The sequence below is a fragment of the Spinactinospora alkalitolerans genome (genome assembly GCF_013408795.1).
In the GTDB taxonomy this organism is placed as follows: domain Bacteria; phylum Actinomycetota; class Actinomycetes; order Streptosporangiales; family Streptosporangiaceae; genus Spinactinospora; species Spinactinospora alkalitolerans.
The window spans coordinates 1,534,520-1,557,228 of the sequence record NZ_JACCCC010000001.1 but is presented as its reverse complement, the minus strand read 5'-3'; the positions used below and the strand labels follow the sequence as shown (position 1 = coordinate 1,557,228).

18 protein-coding genes and 1 riboswitch are annotated in these 22,709 nt (G+C 75.4%); of the genes, 2 read left to right on the top strand and 16 right to left on the bottom strand.

From position 1 onward, the window contains the following. Positions 1-254: 254 nt before the first annotated feature. The 15 genes from cobT to HDA32_RS06865 form a co-directional block, all read right to left on the bottom strand. Positions 255-2,924, bottom strand: coding sequence for a nicotinate-nucleotide--dimethylbenzimidazole phosphoribosyltransferase (cobT, locus tag HDA32_RS06935; RefSeq protein ID WP_179642418.1), 2,670 nt, complete (start codon positions 2,922-2,924; stop codon positions 255-257). Positions 2,925-3,118: 194 nt separating this feature from the next. Further along, positions 3,119-4,144, bottom strand: a complete 1,026-nt coding sequence (gene cobC / locus HDA32_RS06930) for an Rv2231c family histidinol phosphate aminotransferase CobC (RefSeq protein WP_179646513.1) — start codon at positions 4,142-4,144, stop codon at positions 3,119-3,121. 1,000 nt (positions 4,145-5,144) lie between these two features. Beyond that, positions 5,145-6,056: a sirohydrochlorin chelatase gene (locus HDA32_RS06925; protein WP_179642417.1), complete on the bottom strand. Its 912-nt coding sequence runs from the start codon at positions 6,054-6,056 to the stop codon at positions 5,145-5,147. Between the two features lie 79 nt (positions 6,057-6,135). Further along, positions 6,136-6,750, bottom strand: a complete 615-nt coding sequence (locus HDA32_RS06920; protein ID WP_179642416.1) for a precorrin-8X methylmutase — start codon at positions 6,748-6,750, stop codon at positions 6,136-6,138. After that, entirely contained in the window at positions 6,747-7,001 is a 255-nt protein-coding gene (locus HDA32_RS06915) for a 4Fe-4S dicluster domain-containing protein (protein ID WP_312863074.1), read from the bottom strand. The genes HDA32_RS06920 and HDA32_RS06915 overlap by 4 nt, the downstream gene beginning before the upstream one ends. Positions 7,002-7,178: 177 nt before the next feature. After that, a complete protein-coding gene (gene cobJ / locus HDA32_RS06910) occupies positions 7,179-8,933 on the bottom strand; it encodes a precorrin-3B C(17)-methyltransferase (RefSeq protein WP_179642414.1) in 1,755 nt (584 codons plus the stop codon). 133 nt (positions 8,934-9,066) lie between these two features. Next, positions 9,067-10,341 carry a precorrin-6y C5,15-methyltransferase (decarboxylating) subunit CbiE gene (gene cbiE / locus HDA32_RS06905; RefSeq protein ID WP_312863073.1) on the bottom strand — a complete coding sequence of 425 codons (1,275 nt, stop codon included), beginning with the start codon at positions 10,339-10,341 and terminating at the stop codon, positions 9,067-9,069. Further along, positions 10,338-10,805 (bottom strand): GNAT family N-acetyltransferase, encoded by a 468-nt coding sequence (locus HDA32_RS06900; RefSeq protein WP_179642413.1) that lies wholly within the window; start codon positions 10,803-10,805, stop codon positions 10,338-10,340. Before HDA32_RS06900 ends, cbiE begins: the two co-directional genes overlap by 4 nt. Before the next feature lie 117 nt (positions 10,806-10,922). Further along, the gene (locus tag HDA32_RS06895; RefSeq protein ID WP_179642412.1) at positions 10,923-12,086 is read right to left on the bottom strand and encodes a cobalt-precorrin-5B (C(1))-methyltransferase; all 1,164 of its coding nucleotides are present in this window, start codon (positions 12,084-12,086) and stop codon (positions 10,923-10,925) included. Further along, complete coding sequence (cobM, locus tag HDA32_RS06890; protein WP_312863072.1) at positions 12,083-12,943, bottom strand: precorrin-4 C(11)-methyltransferase; 861 nt, start codon at positions 12,941-12,943, stop codon at positions 12,083-12,085. Before cobM ends, HDA32_RS06895 begins: the two co-directional genes overlap by 4 nt. Further along, positions 12,940-13,680: a precorrin-2 C(20)-methyltransferase gene (cobI, locus tag HDA32_RS06885; protein WP_179642411.1), complete on the bottom strand. Its 741-nt coding sequence runs from the start codon at positions 13,678-13,680 to the stop codon at positions 12,940-12,942. The genes cobM and cobI overlap by 4 nt, the downstream gene beginning before the upstream one ends. A gap of 1 nt (position 13,681) precedes the next feature. Then, positions 13,682-14,293 carry a GNAT family N-acetyltransferase gene (locus tag HDA32_RS06880; RefSeq protein ID WP_179642410.1) on the bottom strand — a complete coding sequence of 204 codons (612 nt, stop codon included), beginning with the start codon at positions 14,291-14,293 and terminating at the stop codon, positions 13,682-13,684. After that, entirely contained in the window at positions 14,293-15,678 is a 1,386-nt protein-coding gene (locus tag HDA32_RS06875) for a cobyrinic acid a,c-diamide synthase CobB (RefSeq protein ID WP_312863071.1), read from the bottom strand. Before HDA32_RS06875 ends, HDA32_RS06880 begins: the two co-directional genes overlap by 1 nt. Positions 15,679-16,018: 340 nt before the next feature. Continuing rightward, a complete protein-coding gene (cobO, locus tag HDA32_RS06870; protein ID WP_179642408.1) occupies positions 16,019-16,621 on the bottom strand; it encodes a cob(I)yrinic acid a,c-diamide adenosyltransferase in 603 nt (200 codons plus the stop codon). Between the two features lie 26 nt (positions 16,622-16,647). Beyond that, positions 16,648-18,654 carry a VWA domain-containing protein gene (locus tag HDA32_RS06865; protein ID WP_218882860.1) on the bottom strand — a complete coding sequence of 669 codons (2,007 nt, stop codon included), beginning with the start codon at positions 18,652-18,654 and terminating at the stop codon, positions 16,648-16,650. Between the two features lie 74 nt (positions 18,655-18,728). Then, a riboswitch (cobalamin riboswitch) is annotated at positions 18,729-18,913 on the bottom strand. Positions 18,914-19,132: 219 nt separating this feature from the next. On the opposite strand from HDA32_RS06865, the gene HDA32_RS06860 reads away from it, so the two are divergent. Both HDA32_RS06860 and HDA32_RS06855 read left to right on the top strand, forming a co-directional pair. Next, positions 19,133-20,551: an amidase gene (locus tag HDA32_RS06860; protein WP_179642406.1), complete on the top strand. Its 1,419-nt coding sequence runs from the start codon at positions 19,133-19,135 to the stop codon at positions 20,549-20,551. Positions 20,552-20,664: 113 nt separating this feature from the next. After that, the gene (locus HDA32_RS06855) at positions 20,665-22,077 is read left to right on the top strand and encodes an APC family permease (protein ID WP_179642405.1); all 1,413 of its coding nucleotides are present in this window, start codon (positions 20,665-20,667) and stop codon (positions 22,075-22,077) included. Between the two features lie 12 nt (positions 22,078-22,089). On the opposite strand, the gene HDA32_RS06850 is transcribed toward HDA32_RS06855, so the two are convergent. After that, positions 22,090-22,350, bottom strand: a complete 261-nt coding sequence (locus HDA32_RS06850; protein WP_179642404.1) for a DUF6504 family protein — start codon at positions 22,348-22,350, stop codon at positions 22,090-22,092. Positions 22,351-22,709: the final 359 nt, after the last annotated feature.

Here is a 22,709-nt window from a genome sequence, read left to right as displayed (position 1 = left end):
CATTGTGCGGTGCCCGGCCACGGGCGGCGCCCTCCTTCGGGCGTGTCGCCCCGCTCGGTCCCGCGCCGAGGGTCGGCGGCGCGGACGGCGAGCGGCCGTGCTCCTGCCTCCAAAAAAATACAGTGTCAAACCGGGATTACGGCTACGTCTCAATTCCCCGAAGCGATCCGGAACACTGTCCTCCGGGCGGCGCCGACGCGCTGACCGCGGGTTTTGGCCGCCCTCGGACCGGGGCCCCGGGGCGGCGAACCGGGTCACCGCCGCTCGGTCACACCGGCCGCGTCGAAGGTCGCCACGTCGCGCAGCGCGCGCACCGCGCCCTGCATGAGCGGGAGCGCGAGCAGCGCACCCGACCCCTCGCCCAGCCGGAGTTCGAGGTCGACCAGCGGGCGCAGCCCCAGGTGCTCCAGGACCGCGGCGTGCCCCGGCTCGCTGGAGCGGTGGCCGGCGACGCAGGCGTGCAGCGCGTCGGGGGCGAGCGCCGCGACGGCCAGCGACGCCGCGCCGGCGATCACCCCGTCGAGCAGAACGGGCACCCGCAGCGCCGCGGCGCCGAGGACGAACCCGGTCAGCGCCGCGTGCTCCAGGCCGCCGACGGCGGCGAGCACGCCCACCGGATCGCCGGGGTCGATGTCGTTGGCCTCCAGCGCCCGGCGCACGACCTCGATCTTGCGCTCGTGCGCCGCGTCGTCCAGTCCGGTGCCGCGGCCGGTCACCTCGGCCGGATCGCGGCCGGTGAACGCGGCGATGAGCGCGGCCGAGGGCGTGGTGTTGGCGATGCCCATGTCGCCGGTGACCAGGCAGCGGTTGCCGGCGGCGACCAGGTCGCGCGCCACCTCGATGCCGGCCTCGATGGCGTAGCCGGCCTGGGTCCTGGTCATCGCCGGGCCCTGCGTGCAGTCGGCGGTGCCGCGCGCGATCTTGCGGGGCAGCAGTCCGGGGACGCCCGGCAGGTCGCCGATGACGCCGACGTCGACGACGGTCACCTCGGCGCCCACCTGGTCGGCGAACGCGTTGACGACCGCGCCGCCGTCCAGGAAGTTGTGCACCATCTGGGTGGTGACCTCCTGCGGCCACGAGGTCACCCCCTGGGCGTGCACCCCGTGGTCCCCGGCGAAGATCGCGACGGCCGCGGGTTCGGGGACGGGCGGGGGGCACTCGCCGGCGAGGCCGGCCAACTGCACCGAGATGTCCTCCAGCACGCCGAGCGCCCCCGGCGGCTTGGTCATCCGGCCCTGCCGGTCGCGGGCGTCGCCGACGGCGCGCCGGTTCGGCGGGCCGATGGCCGCGATGGTCTCCTCCAGCAGGCTGGTGGGCTGCTCACCGGGCAGGCCCCGGCGTCCGTAGTGGTCGCGGTGCACGGCCCAGGACAGCGGCCGGCGCTGCGCCCAGCCGCCCAGCGCCAGTTCGGGCTCCGTCGGGAAGTCGTCGACGTAGCCGATGCACAGATAGGCCACGACCTCCAGGTGCGGGGGCAGGTCGAGTTCGCGGGCGAGGTCGCGCTCCTCGAAGAAGCTCACCCAGCCGACGCCGAGCCCTTCGGCGCGCGCCGCCAGCCAGAGGTTCTCCACCGCCAGCGCGACGGAGTACCCGGCGGTCTGCGGCTGGGCGTGCCGGCCCAGGGTGTGCCGTCCCCCGCGGGTGGGGTCGACGGTGACCACGATGTTGGCCGGGGTGTCGAGGATGGCCTCGACCTTGAGCCCGGAGAAGGCCCGTGCGCGGGCCCCGGGCAGCGCCCTGGCGTAGCGCTCGCGCTGGTGCCCGACGAGGTCCTGGACGCGGGCGCGCACGTCGGGGTCGTTGATGACGACGAAGTCCCACGGCTGCGAGAAGCCGACGGAGGGCGCCTGGTGCGCGGCCTGCAGGACGCGGATCAGCACCTCGTCGGGCACCGGATCGGAGCGGAAGCCGACGCGGACGTCGCGCCGCTCCCGGATCGCGCGGTAGACGGCCGCCCGCTCGGGATCGGTGTAGGCGTGCGCGGCCGAGGCGGGGCCGGCCGGGTCCGCGGCCGTCTCGGCGGGTTCGGAGGGCTCCGGCAGCGGAGCCGCGGCATGTGCGTTCACGGATTCGCCCTGCGGTTCGGGTGCGGCTGGTTCCGGCGGGTCGGCGGCCCGCTGCCCGGAGGCCGGATCGGCGACCGGGGCCGGGGCGGTCGCGGCGCCGTCGGCGGCCGGGGAGTGCGTACCGGGATGGTCGGGGACCGCGGGGGTCCGGTCGTACCCGGCCCCGCGGAACGGGATGACGTTCGGTTCCAAGGAGTGGTCCGTGTCCTGGTGGGGGGCCTCCTGCGGGACGCCCTGGTCGGCGGAGGGACGCGGTGGGGCCGCGCGGGCGGGCTCCGCGGCCCGCTGAGGGGCCTCCGCGGTCTGCCGCAGGCCCTGTTCACGGGTGTCCGGATCGACGGAGGGACGCGGCGAAGCCGCGCGGGCGGACTCCGCGGCCCGCTGAGGGGCCTCCGCGGTCTGCCGCAGGCCCTGTTCACGGGTGTCCGGATCGACGGAGGGACGCGGCGAAGCCGCGCGGGCGGACTCCGCGGCCCGCTGAGTCGTCTCCTGCCGGGCGCCCTGCTCCGCGGCCTCGGGGCCGCCCTGCTCGGAGGGCGCGGTGTGGAACGGGTTGGGCCGCTCGCGCCGTCCCTGGTCGGCTCCAGGCCGCCGCGCGGTCCCCGGTCCCGGGGCCGGCGGCGGGGGCCGGAGCGATCCCGCTCCGCGGCCCTGCTCGGGCAGGTCGTCGAGGAGCCCGCCGCCCCACGCCGCGGTGGGGTCGGGCCTGACGGCGTCCCAGCGGGTGGGATCGTGGCCGGCCCGCCCGTCCGCGCCGTACGGGCGCCCCTGCTCCCGCGGGGCCCACGGCCGGTCGCGCCGGGAGCGCTCCTCGCCCCGCCCGCGGTCGGCGGGGTCGCCTCCGCTGCCGCCGCTCATGGGGTGCCCCCGGCGCCGCGGAACACGCGGGGTGGAAGGGCTGCGCCGCCCGGCCGGGCCGCGGCGGGCGCCGGGGCGCGGTGAACGGGCATCGTGTCGTCGACGGTTGTCGGCAAGTCTCCCCCTCAGTGGTGATGTAGGGACGCCGGTCGTCTCCCCTTCGGCCGCGAAGCGAGCGGTATCCCCGGCACGGCCTAGAGCAACTCTGCCAGAATCCGGGTCATTCGGGAGTTGGTCCGGGAGTCTCGAACGGCCACGCGCAGATGGTCGGCGCCGAGTCCAGGGAAGGTGTCGCCCCTGCGGACCGCGACCCCGCGCTCCCGCAGGGCCGATCGGAGGCGCTGCGCACGCGGCGCCCGGAGCAGCAGGAACGAGGCCGCGGCCCCCGGGGTGACGTGCACACCGAGGCCGCGCAGGTCCGCGGCGAAGCGCTCGCGCTCCGCGGCCAGCCCGCGGGCCCAGGCGTCTGCCTCGGCGACCGCGCGTGGCGAAGAGCACGCCACGGTGGCGACGAGCGCGGGGGTCGAGACCGACCACAGCGGTTGCGCCTCGCCCAGTCGGCGCACCATGGCCGGCTCGGCCAGCAGGTAGCCGGCGCGCAGGCCGGCGAGCCCCCAGGTCTTGGTGAGGCTGCGGACGACCACGAGGCCGGGGAGGTCGGCGCGCGCGCTCAGCGACTCCGGTTCGCCCTCGACGCAGTCGGCGAACGCCTCGTCGACGACGAGGACGCGGCCGGGTCTGGCCAGTCCGGCCAGCGCGGCCGCCGGGTGCAGGACCGAGGTCGGGTTGGTGGGGTTGCCGACCATCACCAGGTCGGCGTCGTCGGGCACCGCGCGGGGGGCGAGGACGAAGTCCGGTTCCAGGACGGCCCGGTGCACCTCGTGGCCCGCCGCGCGCAGCGCCGCCTCGGGCTCGGTGAACTGCGGGTGCACCACGACCGCCCGCCGAGGCCGCAGGACGCGGGCCAGCAGCACGAACGCCTCCGCGGCGCCCGCGGTGAGCAGCACCTCCTCCCGGGCGCGGCCGTGCCTGCGGGCCACGGCACGCCGGGCCGGCTCCGGGTCGGGGTAGGCCGCGAGGTCGGCGATCGACGCCGCGACGCGCTCGGCCAGCCAGGGCGGCGGCGTCGCGGTGCGCACGTTGACGGCGAAGTCGAGCAGGCCGGGGCCGACCTCGGAATCACCGTGGTGACGGAGGTCGACGGAGCCGGATCCGGCCATGTCGTCGCATTCCGTCCACGGCGCACCGGGCAGGTGCCGGGTGACGGTGCCGGACCGGTGCTCATGGACCATCGATGCCCTCCTCGTTCTCCTCACCTCGTGAAACCCCGAAAGACCCCGCGGACCCGCACGGATCCCCGCATTCCCCGCGTCCCCACAACAGCCTTGAACTATATTCCGCGCCTGAACCGGCCGGCGGCTCGGGCCTGCTGTACGGCCTTGTTGGCCGGTCGGCCGGGTGGCGGGTGGCCTGGAGAAAAAGCAGCGCCAAGGGCGTCAGGGGCCCGGGCGGGCGCGCACGGTGATCCCTTCGCTGATCTTGACCTTGAGTTTCAACCTCGACCACAGGGGGTCGTGAAGGCCCGCCCCAGGAGGGGTGGCGCGCGGGTGGGCGATTCTCTCGCGTGGCCGAAGGCCCCTAGACGGAAACCGCCCTCCCACGCGCGAAGCGCACGCCGACACCATGGGCACAGACCGACGCCGCGATTTCGGCCCGGCGCCCAAGGCTGCGGTGCGCGGTCGCGTCCTCGGGCCGGGGTTCAAACCCTGTGGCCGGTGTCTCAAGCCCTCGGTGGCCGAGGTCGGCGGGCACGGTGGCCCGTGCTTTCCCCACACACCGAAACCGCGGTTGCGTCCTGGCGCCCACGGTGGCGGCGTGGGCGGCGCGGCGCCGGTGCGATCCCTTGAGGGGCCTACGGCCACACGAGAGGATCGCCCGGTCACCGCGGACCCCTCCTTGGGTTGAGGTTCACGACTCCCTGGGGTTGGGGGCGGCGTGCACCGTCGCCCGGTCGCCGCGGGTCCCTCCTGTGGTTGAGGCTTCACGATCCCCAGTGGCCAAGGTCACAACTCACGTTGACCTTGTGGGCGTTTCCGCCGCCCTCGGTGCCGCTTTCCTTCCAGGGCACCCGGTGGCCGACCGTGGGTGAGGCCACACAGCAGACCTCCGGCCGCCGAACCGCGACCGATCCCCGCCGGACCCCAGACCGACCGGGGCCCGTCAGTGCCCGTGGCCGTGGCCGTGGCCGTGCCCGTGGCCGTGGGACGGGTCGTCCGGGTGGTGGTGCGGGGTCTGCGGGGCGCCGACCCTGTCGGCGAAGCCCGGCATCGCGATCCGGTAGACGCAGGTGTCGCAGTTCATCCGGATGTCTCCGGCCACGGCCTCGTCGTAGCGCTCGGCGATCACGTCGGCCAGTCCGTCGCAGTCCCCGATCACCGGGGCGCAGCGGACGTCGAGCCCGGGATGGTCCGCGGCGAAGGCGTTGGCCTGGTCCACCACCCGATCCGGCAGGATCCCGGAGAACAGGAAGTAGGGCAGCACCACGATCCTGCGCGCACCCAGCCGGCGGATCCGCTCCAGCCCCTCGGGCACGCCGGGCCGGGCCAGCGAGATGAACGCCGGCTCCACGAAGTCGACCCCGCGCTCCTTGGCGTGGCCCTCCTGCAGCAGCCGCGCGACCTTGCACACCTCGGCGTTGGCGTCGGGGTCGCTGGAGCCGCGGCCGACCAGCAGGACGGCGGTGTCCCCCTGCTCATCCGCCGAGGCCTCCAGCACCTCGTCCATGCGCTCGGCGAGCAGCCCGAGCATCGTGGGGTGCGGGCCCAGCGGGCGGCCGTAGGAGTAGTCGAACCCCGGGCGGCGCTCCCGCTCGCGGGCGAGCGCGCCGGGGATGTCGCCCTTGGCGTGCCCGGCCGCGACCAGCATCATCGGCACCGCGACGACCCTGCGGTGGCCCCGGTCGTACAGGTCGCCGACGGCGTCGGTGAGCGGCGGCGGGGACAGTTCGATGAACCCTCCGGCGACGTCGCGGTCGTCGAACCGGCTGCCCAGGCGCTCGACGAACGCGGTGAAGTCGGCGACGCCCTTGGCGTCGCGGGTGCCGTGGCCGACCAGCAGCAGCGGAGGTCGCAATCCTTGTCCTTCCGGGTTGTGGCGGGGCGGCCGGGCCAGGGGGGTGGGAGGAGGGCCGACCGCGGGACGACGGGCTCCTTCAGCCCCCGGCCGGGGGCTCCTCCCCGGCCGGGGTGGGCCCGTACAGCAGTGCGTTGGCGGCCGCGGCGGCGACCGCCGAACCGCCCTTCTCCGAGACGTTGCTGACCTGCGGCAGGCCGCTGCCGCGCAGATCGGCCTTTGACTCGGCGGCGCCCACGAAGCCCACCGGCAGGCCGATGACGAGCACGGGGTCGACCCGGCGGGCGATGATCTCCATCAGCGCCGTGGGGGCGCAGCCCACCACCCAGACCGCTCCCGGGCCGACGTCGGAGTAGGCCAGCCGGACGGCGGCGGCCGAACGGGTGATGCCGGCGCTGCGGGCCAGCCGGGCGGCGATCGGGTCGCCGATGCGGCAGACGCTCTCGCGCGCGGTGATGCCGGAGGCGACCATGGCGACGTCGGTGACGATGGGGGCGCCGGCCGCGAGCGCCGCGGCGGCGGCCTCCACCGCCTCCTCGTCGATGACCAGGTCGGTGGCGTAGTCGAGGTCGGCGCTGGCGTGCACGACCCGCTCGGCGACCGCCCGGCTGCGGCCGGGCAGGTGCGACAGGTCGATCCGGGACCGCAGGATGCGGTAGGACTCCACCTCGATCGGGTGGACCTGGCGGTTCACGTGCGGACTCCCCCGGCGTGGTCGTGGACACGGACGTCGCCGCTCACCTCGGCGATGGCGTCGGCCGGGCAGATCTCGACGCACTCCAGGCAGCCGGTGCAGCGGTCGGCCAGGACGTCCAGCACCGGCTCGCCGGCGCCGCCCGCCCGGTGCGCCGGCCGGATCGCGTGCTCGGGGCAGGTCAGCAGGCACGCCCCGCAGGCCGTGCAGGCGGATGTGACGGCGACCGGCGCCGCAGTGAGCTCGGACACAGCCGCATCGCCCCTTCCACCTGGTGTTTCACCGCCTCGTTCGGTGCCCTCGGCGAGCCCGACCACCATATCCGCCGGACGGTTCGGGACCCGCGGACACGACCGTAGCGCAACGGTCCGGCCGCCCCCTCGCGAAGGGTCCGCTATCAGCGCCCCGCCCGGCAGGTCCGGCGCGACTCACCCCTTCCAGCGGTAGCCGCGCGGGGTGACGAACCGGCCCGCGACGGCGCGGCTCGCCGAGCCGCCCACCAGCACGACGGTGAACATGTCGACCTCGTCGACGCCGCCGGCGAGCATGTCCTCCAGCGTGGTGAGCCTGACGCGTTCGCCGTCGCGGGAGGCGTTGCGCACGTGGCCGACCGGTGTTTCGGGCGGGCGGTGCTCGGCCAGGATCTCCAGGGCGCGGGCGAGCTGCCAGTCGCGTCTGCGGCTGCGCGGATTGTAGAAGCACACCGCGAAGTCGCCCTCGGCCGCGGCGCGGACCCGGCGCTCGATGGCCTCCCACGGGGTGTGCAGGTCCGAAAGCGAGACGTAGGCGTGGTCGTGGCCGAGCGGCGCGCCCAGCAGGTTGGCCGCCGCGGCGGCCGCGGTGATGCCGGGGACGCCCACGACGTCGATGTCGGCACCGGCGAAGTCGAGCGCGGGGCTGGCCATCGCGTAGACGCCGGCGTCGCCTGAGCCGATCAGCGCGACGGCCGCACCGGTGCGCGCGGCGCAGACGGCGCTGCGGGCGCGCTCCTCCTCCTGGCCGAGCCCGCTGTCTAGGACCCGGGTCCCGGGCCGCAGCAGGTCGCGGACCTGGTCGACGTACTGGTCGAGGCCGACGACCACCGATGCGCGCCCGAGTTCGGCGACCGCGCGGGGCGCGGTGAGGTCGCGGGCGCCCGGGCCCAGCCCGACGACGGCGAGCCTGCCGCGGGGACGCAGCCGGGCGATCGCGACGGTGGCGTTGGCGGATTTGCGTTTGGCCACGACGAGCTCGGCCGCGCGCCCGGCGTCGGCGGCGGTGCGCAGCGCGGCGGCCTCGGCGACGCTGGGGGTGCCCACCTCGGCGCGCACGACCTCGCTGGGGTTGGGGACGTCGACCGCCGCGAGTTCGGCGGCCGGACGGGTGACGACGTCCCAACCGCGGTCGCGGGCGGCCGCCAGGATGCCGGCCTCGTCGGCCTTGAGGTCGACGGTCGCGACGGCCCGGACGGAGGCGGGGGCCAGCCCGGCGTCGGCCAGGGCCGCGTCGACGAGGCCGCCGACCTCCTCGGCCGGCGCGCCGCGCGCCGATCCGACGCCCACGACGAGGGACGGCGGCCGGTAGACGAGGGTGAGCGGGTGCCCGGGCCCGTCGGGGGTGCCGGGGCCGTCGGTCCGGTCGGTGACCGCGATGACGGCGGCGGCGTCGGCGGCGGGCGTCGCGGCGTCGGCGCTGTCCGGCAGCGCGGGCAGCGGCCAGTCGCCGGCCCCTTCGAGCCGGACCGGTTCGCCGGAGAGCAGTGCCGCGCCGACGCGCGCGAGCGGCCCGGGGTCGGCGACGGTGAAACCGAGGTCGGCGCCGTAGGAGTCCAGCGGGGTGCCGGCGACGCTGTCGCTGGCCGTGGTGACGACCGGCTCGCAGCCCAGGACGGCGGCGACGCGATGGGCGAGCTCGTTGGCGCCGTGGTGGCCGCCGAGCACGGCGACGGCGAACCGCAGCGACTCGTCGACGCAGACGACCGGCGGGTCGGTGCTCTTGTCGCCGAGAAGCGGGGCGAGCACCCGGACGGTGGCGCCGACGGCGAGGAAGCCGACGACGGCGCCGCTGCCGGTGAACGCCCGGCGCAGCGCCTCGGCGGGCGGCTCGGCCCGGACGACCTCCGCCTCATCGGGCCAGGCCGCGACCAGCCTCCCGGCCGCCGCCCGCCCGGCTGCCGTGACGGCGATGACACCGATGTCGGCCATGTGCACCTTTCTGTCGTGTTCCGTTCGATCGTGTCCCGATGGCGTCGATGACACCGGTGGCGTCTATGGCACCTACGGCGCCGGGTTGTCCACAGGCTTCCCGCACCGACTGGCCACGGGGGGTTGACAAGGGTCAGGATGTTGCCACGCGGTTCCCACCGGAGTCGGGTGGTCTGCCCCCGGACGGGGCGGGGCGTGCCGTTGCGCGGATCAGGGTGACCGGGTTGGTGGCGGCGAGACGCAGGGAGCCGTTGGGGAGGTCGGCCAGGCGCGAGGCCTGGAGTTGGGTGCCGCCGACCTCGTAGCCGTGGAGCAGCAGCAGGTCGCGCACGGACTTGATCCGGTCCACCGATGCCAGCGCCACCACGATGCGCTCGGGGCGGCACAGGGCGACCGCCGCTTCGATCGCGTCGTCGCCTCCTCCGCCGAAGAAGGCGGCGTCGACGCCGGTCCGTCCCGCGGCGCCCTCCAGCGTCCCGGGGGCCTCGCCCTCGACCACGCGGACACGCACGCCGTGGCGGGCCGCGTTGGCCCGGATGCGCGCGCAGTCCTCGGGACCGCGCTCGAAGGCGACGGCGTGCGCGCCGAACCGGGCGCACTCCACGGCCACCGAGCCGCTGCCGGCGCCGACGTCCCAGACGGTCCGGCCGGGGCGCGGCGCGAGGTGGGCGAGCGCCAGGGCGCGCACCTCCGCCTTGGTGATCATGGAGCCGCGGTGGTCGAAGTCCGCCTCGCCCAGCGCCCAGCCGTCGGGGGCGCCCTGGTGCCCCTGCAGCCACGACGCCGCCGGGGAGACGGCGCGGTCGGGGTCGACGGAGAGGACCACGTTGGGGTGGGCCCAGTCGCGGTCGGCACCGGCCGCAGCGGTGACCCGCGCGACGTCCTCCTCCGCCGTGCCCAGGCGCTGCGCGACGTAGACGTCGCGGCCCGCGTCGAGCAGCTCCCCGGCGAACGCCTCGGGCCCGGCGCCGCCGGGCGCGGTGAGGATCGCGGCCTTGGGGTGGGCCAGCGCGGCCGCGAGGGCGCGGCCGACGCAGCGCCCCCGGTCGGCGCGGCCGTGCGCGGATACGACGATCGCGTCGTCCCACGGCAGCCCGATGCGGGCGAAGGCGAGCGCGGCCGAGGAGACCGCGGGGACCACCCGGGGCCGGGCGCCCCGTTCCCGCAGCGCCCGCACGACGCCGAAGAAGCCCGGATCGCCCGAGGCCAGCACGACGGCGGTCCCGCGCCAGGCGAGCACCTCCTCCAGCGCGCCCGGAAGGCTCCCGATCGCGACGCGCCGCGCCCGCTCCGGCACGGGTGCGGCGGCGAGGTGCCGTTCGGCGCCGGCGACGCAGGTGGCGTCGGCGAGCGCGGCGGCGGCCGGAGCGCTGAGCGGACCGCCGTCCATTCCGACGACGGTGATCACTCCGGCGCCTTCTCCAGAGCGAGCTTGAAGCCGACGTGGGAGGCGGTGAAGCCGAGCCGCTCGTAGAAGCGGTGCGCGTCGGTGCGGGAGGCGTTGGAGGTGAGCTGCACCATGCGGCAGCCGCGGCGGCGCGCCTCGTCGACGGCCCAGCCGATCAGGCCCGAGCCGAGCCCGCCGCCGCGCATTTCGCCGCCGACCCGCACGGCCTCGATCTGGGCGCGGGTGGCGCCCCGGTGCGAAAGTCCCGGCAGGAACGTCAACTGCAGGGTGCCGATGATCTCCGCGTCGCGCTCGGCGACCACGAGGAGCTGGTGGGGGTCGGCGTCGATGGCGGCGAACGCCTCCCGGTAGGGGCCGAGGTCCCCGGGCGTCTCGCGGGCGGCGCCGAGCTCGTCATCGGCCAGCAGCGCCACGATGGCGGGAAGGTCCCTGGGGGCGGCGCGTCGAATGGAGAAATCGCTCACCCCCCAAGGATCCCAGGTTCCCTCCGGCCGCGGCCTCACGGGTCCTGGAACGCGCGGCCGCGGGGTTCGGGGCGGGCGGCGGGTCAAGGGGGCGGCGGGCCGGCGCACGGCCACGGGTCAGGGCCGGCGCGGATGGGAGGCCACCACTCGGCGGCCGGTGAAGTCGACCATGGCGACCTCGGCCTGGACCGCGCCGCCGGTGAAGCGGGTCAGCACGTCGGCCACCCTGCGGCACAGCTCCGTGCCGGCGCCGCCCAGCAGGCCGGCGCCCTCCCACAGCTCGTAGGCGTGCCTGCCGGTGTTGGCCGCGTCGACCTCGCGGGCCAGCTCCTCCGCGCCGCCGACGGCGCGGGTGATCTCGCCGAGCAGTTCGGTGGAGACCTTGGAACGGGTGTAGTGGGTCATCAGCACCCCCGCTGCGAGCTTGGTGAGCTTGCCGGCCATGCCGACGAAGACCACCCGGGTCAGGCCGTACTCGACCGCCCGGCGCAGCGCGGCCCCGGTGAAGTCGCCGACCTCGACGAAGCACACCCCGGGCAGATCGGGGTGCCGCGCCATCGCGCCCTTCTCGGTCCGGCCTCCGGTGCACAGCACGAGCGTGTCCTCGCCCTGGGCCGCCATCACCGACACGGCCTGTTCGACGCTGGCCCGCCAGGACGCGGTGGAGAAGGGGCGCACGACACCGGTGGTGCCGAGGATCGAGATGCCGCCGAGGATGCCCAGCCTGGCGTTGGTGGTCTTGCGCGCCATCTTCTCGCCTTCGGGCACGCTGATGACCACCCGCAGTCCTTCGGCGCCGACGTCGGCGGCCTCGCCCACCGCCTGGGCGATCATCGCGCGCGGCACCGGGTTGATCGCCGGGCCGCCCGGCTCCAGCCCCAGGCCCGGCCTGGTGACGACGCCGACCCCGATCCCGCCGTCCAGCTCCAGCCCGGGGTCGGCGCGCCGGGTCACGGTGGCGGTGACGTGGGCGCCGTGCGTGACGTCGGGGTCGTCGCCGGCGTCCTTGACCACGACCGCCTCGGCCCGGTCCGGCGACAGCAGCTCGCAGCGCTGGGTCGCGAAGGTGATCCGGCGGCCCGACGGCAGCGCCACCTCCACGACCTCCACGGGCCGGCCCGTGCGCAGCGCCTCGGCCGCGGCCTTCGCCGCCGCGGAGGCGCAGGTGCCCGTCGTCCAGCCGGTGCGCAGCGCTTTCCGGCGCACCTTCATCGTGCGCGGGAGGTCGGGTTCGCGCAGCTCGGGACCTGGCTCGGAGCCCGGCTCGGGGACGTCCGTCATGCCCGCCGCGCCCGCCGCAGCTCTTGGCGCGCCCCGGGTTCGGCGCGCCGGTGGCCGTGGAAGTGCCCCGGATGGTACAGGTGCGAGCGCGTGCCGCCGGCCGACAGCGCGGGGCCCACCAGCACCAGCGTGTGCTTCCAGAGCCGGTGCTCCTTGACGGTGGCCTCCAGCTCGCCGAGCGTGCAGCGCACCAGCAGCTCGTCGGGCCAGGTGGCCTGGTAGGCGACCACACAGGGCGTCTCGGGCGGGTAGCCGCCCTCCAGCAGCTCCTGCTGCAGCGGGCCGGAGCGCGCGGCGGAGAGGAACAGCGCCATGGTGGTGCCGTGCCGGGCGAACGCGCGCACCTCCTCGCCCTCGGGCATCGGGGTCTTGCCGCCGCCCAGGCGGGTGAGGATGACCGACTGCGCCACCTCGGGGACCGTCAGTTCGCGTTGGACCAGGGCCGCCACCGCGCTGAAACTGGACACGCCGGGGACGATCTCGGTGGCCGCGCCCAGTTCGGCGCAGCGGTCCACCTGCTCCTGCACCGCGCCCCACAGGGCCGGATCGCCGGAGTGGACGCGCACCACGGTCAGGCCGTCGCGGGCCGCCCGCTGGTAGTAGGGCAGGACGCCCTCCATGGGCAGCTTCGCCGAGTCGACGATCTCGGCGTCGGCGCGCGCGTGCTCCAGCACGTCGGGGTGGACCAGGCTGGCCGCCCAGATGACGACGTCGGCCGCTTCGATGGCGCGGGCGGCGCGGATGGTGAGCAGGTCGGCCGCTCCCGGTCCGGCCCCGACGAAGACGACCTTGCCGTTCTTGCCGCTCTCGCCGCTCCGGCCCTCACGGGCTCCTCCTCCGTTCACAGCTTCCCTCACAGCTTCCCTCCTCGCTCGGTGCGCCGCGCCGGCGCGATCAGCGTCGACAGGTACGGCAGCGCCGCACCGCCCAGGTCGGCGACCGGGGCGATCTCCTCGCCGTCCAGCCCCAGGCGGGAGCCGTAGACGGCGCCGTCCAGCCGACCGGTCTCGCGCAGCGCCTCGGTGACCTGGGGAGCGACGCGGCCGAACTTGTAGACGACGACGCTGCCGTCGCGGCCGAGGGCCCGGCGCAGGCCGTCCGCGCCCCCGGTCGCCGGAAGCAGCGTCAGCGGCTCGGTGCCCTCGACCAGCACGGTCGCGGATCGGGCCGCGAGGTCCTGCATGGCGGTGATCCCGGCGACCGTCTCGGTTTCGACTCCGGGCACCAGCTCCCGCACGGTCTGCGCCAGGTAGGTGAAGGTGGAGTAGACGTTGGGGTCGCCGATCGTGGCGAAGGCCACGGTGCCCGCGCCGCGCCCGAAGTGGCCGGCGACGGTCCGCGCGGCCTCGTCCCACGCCCGCACGCGCCGCTCGCTGCGCCCGTTGCGGTCGTTCAGCGCGAAGACGACGCGCTCGATCCGCCCGTGGTCGACGTGGGCGCGGACGGTGGCCTCGGCCCGCCCCTGCTCGTCCGGCGTCATGACCGGAACCAGCACGACGTCGGCCGCACGCATCCGCCGGATGGCCTTGACCGTGACCGACTCCGGATCGCCCGGTCCCACACCGACCCCGACGAGCCGTCTGCTCACACCCATGTCATCCCGTCTTCCTGTTCGTCCGCTGTTCGCCATCCGGTCGGCGCCGATCCAGGTCCGCCGGGATCAGGCTGTAGACCGCGAGGTCGGTGCGCCCCTCGTGCAGCGGCATGGCGTTGCGCTCGACGCCCTCGTAGCTGAAACCGGCCTTGTCCGCGACGCGGCGCGAGGCGGTGTTGCCCGTCGCCGCCTTCAACTCCACGCGCTCGAAGCCCTGGTCCAGCAGGGCCCAGCGGCTGATCGCGATGACCGCCTCGGGGGCGAGGCCCTTGCCGCGCGCCCATGGGGCCACCCAGTACCCCACCTCGGTGTTGCGGGCCGCCCACAGCGTGCGGGTCAGCCCGAAGGAGCCGACGAACGTGCCCGTCCACCGCTCCAGCGCGGCCCACTGCTGGCCGTCCCCGTCGGCCCGCGCCCGCGGCGCCTCCACCCGGCACCACTGCTCGGCGTCGGCGCGGGTGTAGGGCCGGCCGGGAGCGGGGATCGGCAGCCACCGCCGGGTGAGCGGGTCGGAGGCGCTGCGGTGGACGCCGTCGATGTCGGCCTCGGTGAAGGCGCGCAGGGTCAGCCGGTCGGTCTCCAGGACCACCATGGGCAGGACGTTCTCGGCCATCAGGCCTCCCTTCCGGCGCGGGTCCGCGCGACCGCGAGGAAGCGGGACGCGACGTGCGGGGCCCCCGCCCAGTGCAGGTGGAGGTAGGAGGCGTTCAGCGCCGCGCCGGCGAACCCCTCGGGGCCGCTCGCCTCCCACTGCCACGCGGGGTCGGCGCCGTGCGCGGGCGCGACGGCGGTGCGGTGGAACTCGTGGCCGTTCACCCGGGTCCCCGCCGGGGCGAGCACCGAGTCGCGCACCGCCACCGCCGCGCGGTAGCCCAGCGCGAGGCGCTCGCTCATGTGCGCCTCGGCCGGCACGACGCCGCACATGGGGGCGCCGTCGAGGCTGCGGGCGAGGTAGAGCAGTCCGGCGCACTCGGCCGCGATCGGGGCGCCGCGCGCGGCCAGGTCGGCGACCGCCCGGCGCAGCGGCTCGTTGGCCGAAAGCTCGGCGGCGTGCACCTCGGGGAACCCGCCGCCGATGACGAGCCCGGCGGTTCCCGCGGGCAGCCGCTCGTCGCGCAGGGGATCCACGGTGACGACCTCGGCCCCGCCCGCACGCAGCAGTTCGGCGTGCTCGGTGTAGGAGAAGGTGAAGGCCTGGCCGCCCGCGACGGCGACGGGGCCGCGCACCGGCCCGGCGTCCTCGGCCTGTTCGGCGGCCGGGTCCCACGGCGGCGCGGACAGCGGCGCCGCGTCGCGGGCCAGCGCCACGATGGCGTCGAGGTCGCAGGAGTCGGCGACCAGTGCGCCGAGGGACGCTACGGCCGCGTGCGCGGCGGAGCGGCGCTCGGCAGCGGGCACCAGCCCGAGGTGCCGCGAGGGTACGGCGACGGCGTCACTGCGCCGGATCGCGCCCAGCACCGGCACGCCGGTGCCGTCCAGGGCGTCGCGCAGCAGCTCCTCGTGCCGGTCGGAGCCGACGCGGTTGAGGACGACGCCGCCGACGCGCACCCGGGGTTCATAGGTGCAGAAGCCGTGCACCAGCGCCGCGACGGACCGGCTGGTGCGGGCGGCGTCCACGACCAGGATGATCGGCGCCGCGAGCAGGTCGGCGACGTGCGCGGTGGAGGCGAAGTCGCCGGGGCCGCGGAAGTGCCGCGGCTGCGGCGCCCCGTCGAACAGCCCCATGACGCCTTCGACCACCGCGATGTCGGCGCCGGCCGCCCCGTGCCGGAACAGCGGCGCGACGCGCTCCTCGCCGCACAGGACCGGGTCCAGGTTGCGCGGCGGCCGCCCGGTGGCCAGCGCGTGGTAGCCGGGGTCGATGTAGTCGGGCCCCGCCTTGTGCCCGGAGACCCGCAGCCCGCGCGCCGCGAGGGCGGCCATGAGCCCCGTCGCGACGGTCGTCTTCCCGCTCCCCGACGCCGGAGCCGCCACGACGACCCGAGGCACCTGCGACACGACGGTTCCTTTCGTCATGAGCCCACTGGGGGTCTTGAACCCCGACCATAGGAGGGACCCGCGGTGACCGGGCAACGGTACGCACCACCCCGGCCACCGGAAACCTTTGACTTCGCCCCAAGGTGGGATCCGCGGTGACCGGGCGATCCTCTCGCGTGGCCGAAGGCCCCCACAGGGATCGCCCACCCGCGCGCCATCCCTCCTGCGGCGGGCCTACAAGGCCCCCTGGGGTCAAGGTGGAAGGGACCCACCCGCACGCCATCCCTCCTGGGGCGGGCCTTAAAAACCCCCTGGTGCCGGGGTTCGTTCCCGGGGACCAAGGCTCGCACGCCCCGCCCCCTCACCACTCGATGCCGCGCTGGCCCTTCTGGCCGGCGTCCATCGGGTGCTTGACCTTCGTCATGTCGGTGACCAGGTCGGCCGCGTCCAGAAGGCGCGGGTCGGCGTCGCGGCCGGTGATGATGACGTGCTGGGTGCCCGGGCGGTCGCGCAGGGTCCGCACCACGTCCTCGACGTCGACCCAGCCCCACTTCATCGGGTAGGTGAACTCGTCCAGCACGTAGAGCCGGTACCTTTCGACGGCCAGGTCGCGCTTGATCTGGGCCCAGCCCTCGGCCGCGTCGGCCGCATGGTCGGCCTCGGTGCCGGGGCGCTGGATCCAGGACCAGCCCTCCCCCATCTTGTTCCAGGTGACGGCGCCGCCCTCACCGGACTCGCCGAGCACGCGCAGCGCCTTCTCCTCGCCGATCCGCCACTTCGCCGACTTCACGAACTGGAACACCCCGATCTCCCAGCCCTGCGCCCAGGCGCGCGTGGCCAGGCCGAACGCGGCGGTGGACTTGCCCTTGCCGACGCCGGTGTGCACGATCAGCAGCGGCCGGGCGCGGCGCTGGCGGGTGGTGAGCCCGTCATCGGGGACGTGGCTGGGTTTGCCCTGCGGCATGGTCGTTCGTCTCCTCGTTCGTCCGGTCAGGCCGCGCGGCGGGTGTGCCGCACCAGGCCGGTCAGCGCGTCGGCGCCCAGTTCCTCCAGGCCGACCCGCGCGCCACCCGTCTCCGCGGCCAGCCGGCCGGCCAGGCCCAGGCGCACCGGGCCCGATTCGCAGTCCACGACCACGCTCTGCACGCCCTGGGCGCGGATCCGGGCGCCGGCGCGCAGCGCGTCGTCGAGGCCGCCGTGGGTGGCCCTGCCGTCGGTGACGACGACGAGCAGCGGGCGGCGGCGCGGGTCGCGCATCCGTTCCACCCGCAGCACGTCGGCCGAGCGCAGCAGCCCCGCGGCGAGCGGGGTGCGCCCGCCGGTGCGCAGCTCGCGCAGCCGCCGCGCCCCCGCCTCGACCGATGACGTGGGCGGCAGCGCCACCTCGGCGCCGCGTCCCCGGAAGACGACCAGCCCGACCTTGTCGCGGCGCTGGTAGGCGTCGAGCAGCAGGCTCAGGACCGCGCCCTTGACCGCGCGCATGCGCGTCCGGGCCGCCATGGAGCCGCTCGCGTCCACGCAGAACAGCACCAGGTTGCCCTCGCGCCCCTCGCGGACGGCCTCGCGCAGGTCGCCGGACCTGAGCACCAGCCCGGGGCCGCTGCGGCCGCGGGCGCGCTGGTGCGGGGCCGCGGCGCGCAGGGTCGCCGGCAGGTGCAGCGCCGCGGCGCGCTCTCCGGGCGTCCGCGCCCCCGAGGTGCGCCCGAACGGGGTCTCGGCCCTGGAGCGGCGCCCGGGCGTGCCCGCACCGATGCCGGACACGCTGAGCAGCCGGGGCCGGTAGGTCTCGCCGGGGTCGGCCGCGGCGTCCTGCGGCGCGGGGCCGGACCCGTCCTCGGTCCGCTCGTCCGCCGCGTCGCCCGCCGCCTCCTGCGCGGCACCGGACCCGGGCGGCCGCTCGCCGGGCGCGTCGCCGGACGGCGCGCCGCCGTCACCGGGAGACTCCCCCGACCCGGGGCCGCCGTCGTCAGGGCCGTCCGGGTCGTCCTCAGGGCCTTTTGGGTCCGCATCACCCGCCTGGTCCAGCGCCTCCCGCAGTCGGTCCTCGTCGAGGTCAGGAGCGTCGAAGGGGTCGCGGCGGCGCCGGTGCGGCAGCGCGAGGCGGGCGGCGTCGCGCACGTCGTCGGCGGTGACCTCGGCGTGGTCGCGCCACGCCGCGAGCGCCATGGCGGCGCGGGCGGTCACCAGGTCGGCGCGCAACCCGTCCACCTCGAAGGCGGCGCACACGGCGGTGACCTGGCGCAGGGCGGTGTCGGTGAGCACGACGCCGGGCAGCCGCTCGCGCGCCCGGCGGATGTGCCGGGCGAGCTCGGCCTCCTCCTCGGCGCGGGCGGCGGCGAACGCCTCGGGGTCGGCTTCGAAGGCCAGGCGCCGGCGCACCACCTCGGCGCGCTCGGCGGGGTCGCGGGTCGCCGCGACCTCGACGGTCAGGCCGAACCGGTCGAGCAGCTGCGGGCGCAGCTCGCCCTCCTCCGGGTTCATCGTCCCGACCAGCAGGAAGCGGGCGGCGTGCCGCACCGAGACACCCTCGCGCTCGACGTGGGAGGTGCCCATGGCCGCGGCGTCGAGCAGCAAGTCCACGAGGTGGTCGTGCAGCAGGTTGACCTCGTCGACGTAGAGCACGCCCCGGTGCGCCGCGGCGAGCAGGCCCGGTTCGAACGCCTTCACGCCTTCGGTGAGGGCCCGCTCGATGTCGAGGGAGCCGACGAGCCGGTCCTCGCTCGCGCCCACCGGCAGCTCCACGAGCCGGGCCGGGCGGGTCCGCGCCGCGGCCGTTCCGTCCGCCTCCGCCGGATGCGGGCCGTCCGGGCACTCGGGATCGGGAGCCGCGGGGTCGCAGGCGAACCGGCATCCGGTGACGGCGGCCAGGTCGGGCAGCAGCGCAGCCAGCGCGCGCACGACGGTCGACTTCGCGGTGCCCTTCTCGCCGCGCACCAGCACGCCGCCGACGGCGGGCGAGACGGCGTTGAGCAGCAGCGCGAGCTTGAGGTCGGCCATCCCGACGACCGCACTGAAGGGGTAGCGGACAGCGCTCACGGGGGTCCTTTCCTTCCGGGTCTCCACGCCCGTACGGTTGGGTCGCGGTGCCGGGCAGTCTCCTGGCTCCCAGATCGCCGCTCCTCCGCGGCCTTCCCACCGGCGTCGCCGGCAGTGGCGCTGATCGCGGGTTCACTCCCTGGTCACAGTGGCGGGACCGTCCCGGATTCGCACCGGGTTCCTGCCATGGGCACCGCGTCCCAGCATGACACACCGGTCGGGACGGGCCGCCCGCCCGGGTGGACTCGCCGATACCTGTGAGCGAGGACGGCCTCCTGTCCGTACCTCCCTTCGGTCGGTACCTTGCCCTGGAACCATGGAGATGGACGAGAGTTGCCCAACCGGGCCGCGGGAATCGGCAAGATACCCCCTGGTCCGGGTCGAGCCGGTCCGGCTGTCATGGAATGCGGACCGCCCGATCGCACCTGCAGGAGCGCCCATGCACGAGGAGATCACCTACCGCTCGGCCCGGGAGCTGGCGCGGATGCTGCGCGCCCGGGAGGTGTCGGCCCGCGAGGTGGTCGGGGCGCACCTGGACCGGATCGCGGCGGTCAACCCCGCGGTCAACGCGGTGGTGACGGTGTGCGCGGAGCGGGCGATGGCCGAGGCCGCCGCCGCCGACGAGCGCCTGGCCTCCGGCGCCGGGGTCGGCCCGCTGCACGGCCTGCCGATCGCGCACAAGGACACCCACGAGACCGCGGGCGTGCGCACCACGTTCGGCTCGCCGGTCTTCGCCGACCACGTGCCCGAACGCGACGAGCTGATCGTGGAGCGGATGCGCGCCGCGGGGGCCATCACGATCGGCAAGACCAACGTGCCGGAGTTCGCGGCCGGATCGCACACCTTCAACCCGATCTTCGGGACCACCCGCAACCCCTACGACACCGCCAAGTCGGCCGGCGGCAGCAGCGGCGGGGCCGCCGCCGCGCTCGCCGCGGGGATGCACCCGCTCGCCGACGGCTCCGACATGGGCGGCTCCCTGCGCAACCCCGCCTCCTTCAACAACGTCGTAGGCCTGCGCCCCACCCCCGGGCGAGTGCCCACCCATCCGGCCCCGCTGGGCTGGTCCACGCTGTCGGTGCAGGGCCCGCTGGCGCGCGACACCGCCGACGCCGCCCTGCTGCTGTCGGTGCTGGCCGGTCCCGACCCGCGCAGCCCGATCGCGGTGGCCGAGCCGGGCGCCGGCTTCGCCGAACCGCTGGAACGCGACCTGAGCGGGCTGCGCGTGGCCTGGACCCCGGACCTCGGCGGCGCCTTCACCTGCGAACGGACCGTGCTCGACGCGCTCGCCCCGCAACTGAGGACGTTCGAGGGACTGGGCTGCCGGGTGGAGGAGGCCGCCCCGGACCTCAGCGGGGCCGACGAGGTGTTCCGGACGCTGCGCGCGTGGCTGTTCGAGAGCAACTTCGGCCCGCTGCTCGACGCCGACCCGGGCCGGCTCAAGGCCAGCGTCGTCTGGAACATCGAGGAGGGGCGCAAGCTCAGCGGGGCCGACCTCGCCCGCGCCGAGCGGCTGCACACCGCGCTCTTCCACCGCGTGCGGGAGTTCTTCGAGCGCTACGACGTGCTGCTGCTGCCGGTCAGCCAGGTCGCGCCGTTCGACGCGTCGCAGGAGTTCCCCACCGACATCGACGGCGAGGTGCAGGAGACCTACCTGGACTGGATGCGCTCGGCCTACTGCATCTCGGTCACCGGCAGCCCCGCGCTGTCGGTCCCGGCCGGATTCACCCCGGCGGGGCTGCCGGTGGGCCTGCAGATCGTCGGCCCGCACCTGGCCGAGCGCCGCGTCCTGGAGGTCGGGCACGCCTTCGAGCAGGCCACCGGCTTCGGCCTGCACCGCCCGCCGCTGGATCGCTGAGTTCCGCGGAGGCCGGGTGGGCCCGACACGCCGCGATATAGGGCGCGGGGGTATTCCATTTCGGCGCCCCAGGGGCAACGCTGGCCACACGTACGGTGACAGGAGGGACGCCCATGAACACGCGAAGCGAAGGGTTCATCCGGGTCCTGGGCCGGGGCGACGTCCTCGCCCTCGCCTTCGGTGCGATGATCGGTTTCGGCTGGGTCGTGCTCACCGGTGAGTTCCTCGACAGCGCCGGAAGCCTCGGCGCCGCGCTGGCCTTCGTCATCGGCGGCACGATCGTCGCCCTCGTCGGTCTCACCTACGCCGAACTGGTGTCGGCCATGCCGCGGGCGGGCGGCGAGCACAACTACGCCCTGCGCGGCCTCGGCGCGCACGGCGGTTTCGTCGCCTCCTGGGGCATCGTGCTGGGCTACCTCAGCGTCGTGGCCTTCGAGGCCGTGGCGCTGCCCGAGACCGTCCTCTACCTCTTCCCCGACATGCAGGCCGGCCGGCTGTGGTCGGTCGCAGGCTACGACGTCTACGCCTCGTGGGCCGCGGTCGGCATCGTGGCCGCGATCGTCATCACCGCGCTGAACTACGTCGGCATCCGCCCGGCCAGCGTCTTCCAGGTCATCGCCGTGCTGTTCCTGCTGGCGGTCGGGGCGACGCTGCTGCTCGGCGCGTTCGTCGGCGGCTCGACCGAGAACATGCGCCCGCTGTTCTCCGGCGGCGCGACCGGGCTCATCGCGGTGCTGGTGGCGACGCCGTTCCTGTTCGTCGGCTTCGACGTGATCCCCCAGTCGGCCGAGGAGATCAGGCTGCCCTACCGGCAGGTCGGCAAGCTGCTGATCCTCTCGGTCGTCTGCGCCAGCGCGTGGTACATCCTGATCATGCTGACGGTCGGCTCGGCCCTGTCGCGCGAGGGGCTGCTGGACGCCCAGCTCGCCTCCGCCGACGGCATGGCCGCGCTGTGGGACAGCCGGACCATGGGCACCGTCCTCATCCTCGGCGGCATCACGGGCATCCTCACGAGCTGGAACGCCTTCCTCATCGGGGCCAGCCGGCTGCTGTACGCGATGGCGGTGTCGGGCATGGTGCCGCGCTGGTTCGGCCGACTGCACCCGAAGTACAAGACGCCGGCCAACGCCCTGCTGTTCATCGGCGGGCTGTCGGTGCTCGCCCCGCTGTTCGGCGACCAGATGCTGACGTGGCTGGTCAACGCGGGAGGCATCAACATCGTCATCGCCTACATCATGGTGGCGACGTCGTTCCTGGCGCTGCGCCGCCGCGAGCCGGGGATGGCGCGCCCCTTCCGGGTCCCGGCCGGCACCGCCGTGGGCGTGCTCGCCCTGGTGCTGAGCCTGGGCCTGGCCGTGCTCTACCTGCCGGGCATGCCGGCCGCGCTGGCCTGGCCCTACGAGTGGCTCATCGTCGGCGGATGGTGGGTGCTGGGCGCGGTCTTCCTGTGGCGGCTGCCGCGCGTCGCCGCGGGCGCGGACGCCGAGGAGCGCCTCCTCACCGCGATCGCCCGCCGCGGGGGTTGACCCCCGCGCCGCTCACCTGTGCGTCCGGGAGAGCAGCCACTGCTCTCCCACCGAGTCGTAGCGGAGCTCGTAGACGTCGGCGCCGGGTTCGGGGCCGACCTGCACGCGCCAGAAGCGGCGCCGGGGCCGGCCGCTCCCGGCCTCGGGCGAGAAGTCCGAGCGCACGGTGACCCAGTGGTCCAGAATGCGCCGCACCACGTAGATCCGCCCCTCCCACATGAAGCGGACCGGTCTGCCGTCCTGCTCCCACACCGTGATCGGCGTGCCGTACATCCGCCCCACCAGCTCCCCTCATGAGACACGCGCCACCGAGGGCGCGCGGACCGGCTTTCGTCTGCGGGGAAGAGCAGACCTCTATTCGAACATCTGTTCCAACCCTATCGAAGATCGTCACCGCCCGGAAGCGTGTGAGCCGCCGCCGTGGCCGGATTCCGACCGGATTCCGACCGCGCGGCACCGGGTCCGGACGGCCGCCGGCGGTTCGCGGTGCGGCGCGTGCGCGTGGTTGACTCGTCTGCACACGAACGAGATTCCGATCGGCGCCGCGCCCCCGCCCCCTTACGCGGTCCGGGCCGCTGGGACCGCGTCCGGGGCTCGATACGCTATGAGGCGCGAATCACGCGATCCACAAA

What these genes read in the sequence shown, in the direction of transcription:
- HDA32_RS06850 (WP_179642404.1), bottom strand. Translation starts at nt 22,350, where the DNA reads ATGTACGGCACGCCGATCACGGTGTGGGAGCAGGACGGCAGACCGGTC.
- HDA32_RS06855 (WP_179642405.1), top strand. Translation starts at nt 20,665, where the DNA reads ATGAACACGCGAAGCGAAGGGTTCATCCGGGTCCTGGGCCGGGGCGAC.
- cobJ (WP_179642414.1), bottom strand. Translation starts at nt 8,933, where the DNA reads ATGGCCGACATCGGTGTCATCGCCGTCACGGCAGCCGGGCGGGCGGCG.
- cobO (WP_179642408.1), bottom strand. Translation starts at nt 16,621, where the DNA reads ATGCCGCAGGGCAAACCCAGCCACGTCCCCGATGACGGGCTCACCACC.
- HDA32_RS06865 (WP_218882860.1), bottom strand. Translation starts at nt 18,654, where the DNA reads ATGGCCGACCTCAAGCTCGCGCTGCTGCTCAACGCCGTCTCGCCCGCC.
- cobI (WP_179642411.1), bottom strand. Translation starts at nt 13,680, where the DNA reads ATGGGTGTGAGCAGACGGCTCGTCGGGGTCGGTGTGGGACCGGGCGAT.
- cobC (WP_179646513.1), bottom strand. Translation starts at nt 4,144, where the DNA reads ATGGCCGGATCCGGCTCCGTCGACCTCCGTCACCACGGTGATTCCGAG.
- HDA32_RS06880 (WP_179642410.1), bottom strand. Translation starts at nt 14,293, where the DNA reads ATGGCCGAGAACGTCCTGCCCATGGTGGTCCTGGAGACCGACCGGCTG.
- cobT (WP_179642418.1), bottom strand. Translation starts at nt 2,924, where the DNA reads ATGAGCGGCGGCAGCGGAGGCGACCCCGCCGACCGCGGGCGGGGCGAG.
- HDA32_RS06895 (WP_179642412.1), bottom strand. Translation starts at nt 12,086, where the DNA reads ATGACGGACGTCCCCGAGCCGGGCTCCGAGCCAGGTCCCGAGCTGCGC.
- HDA32_RS06860 (WP_179642406.1), top strand. Translation starts at nt 19,133, where the DNA reads ATGCACGAGGAGATCACCTACCGCTCGGCCCGGGAGCTGGCGCGGATG.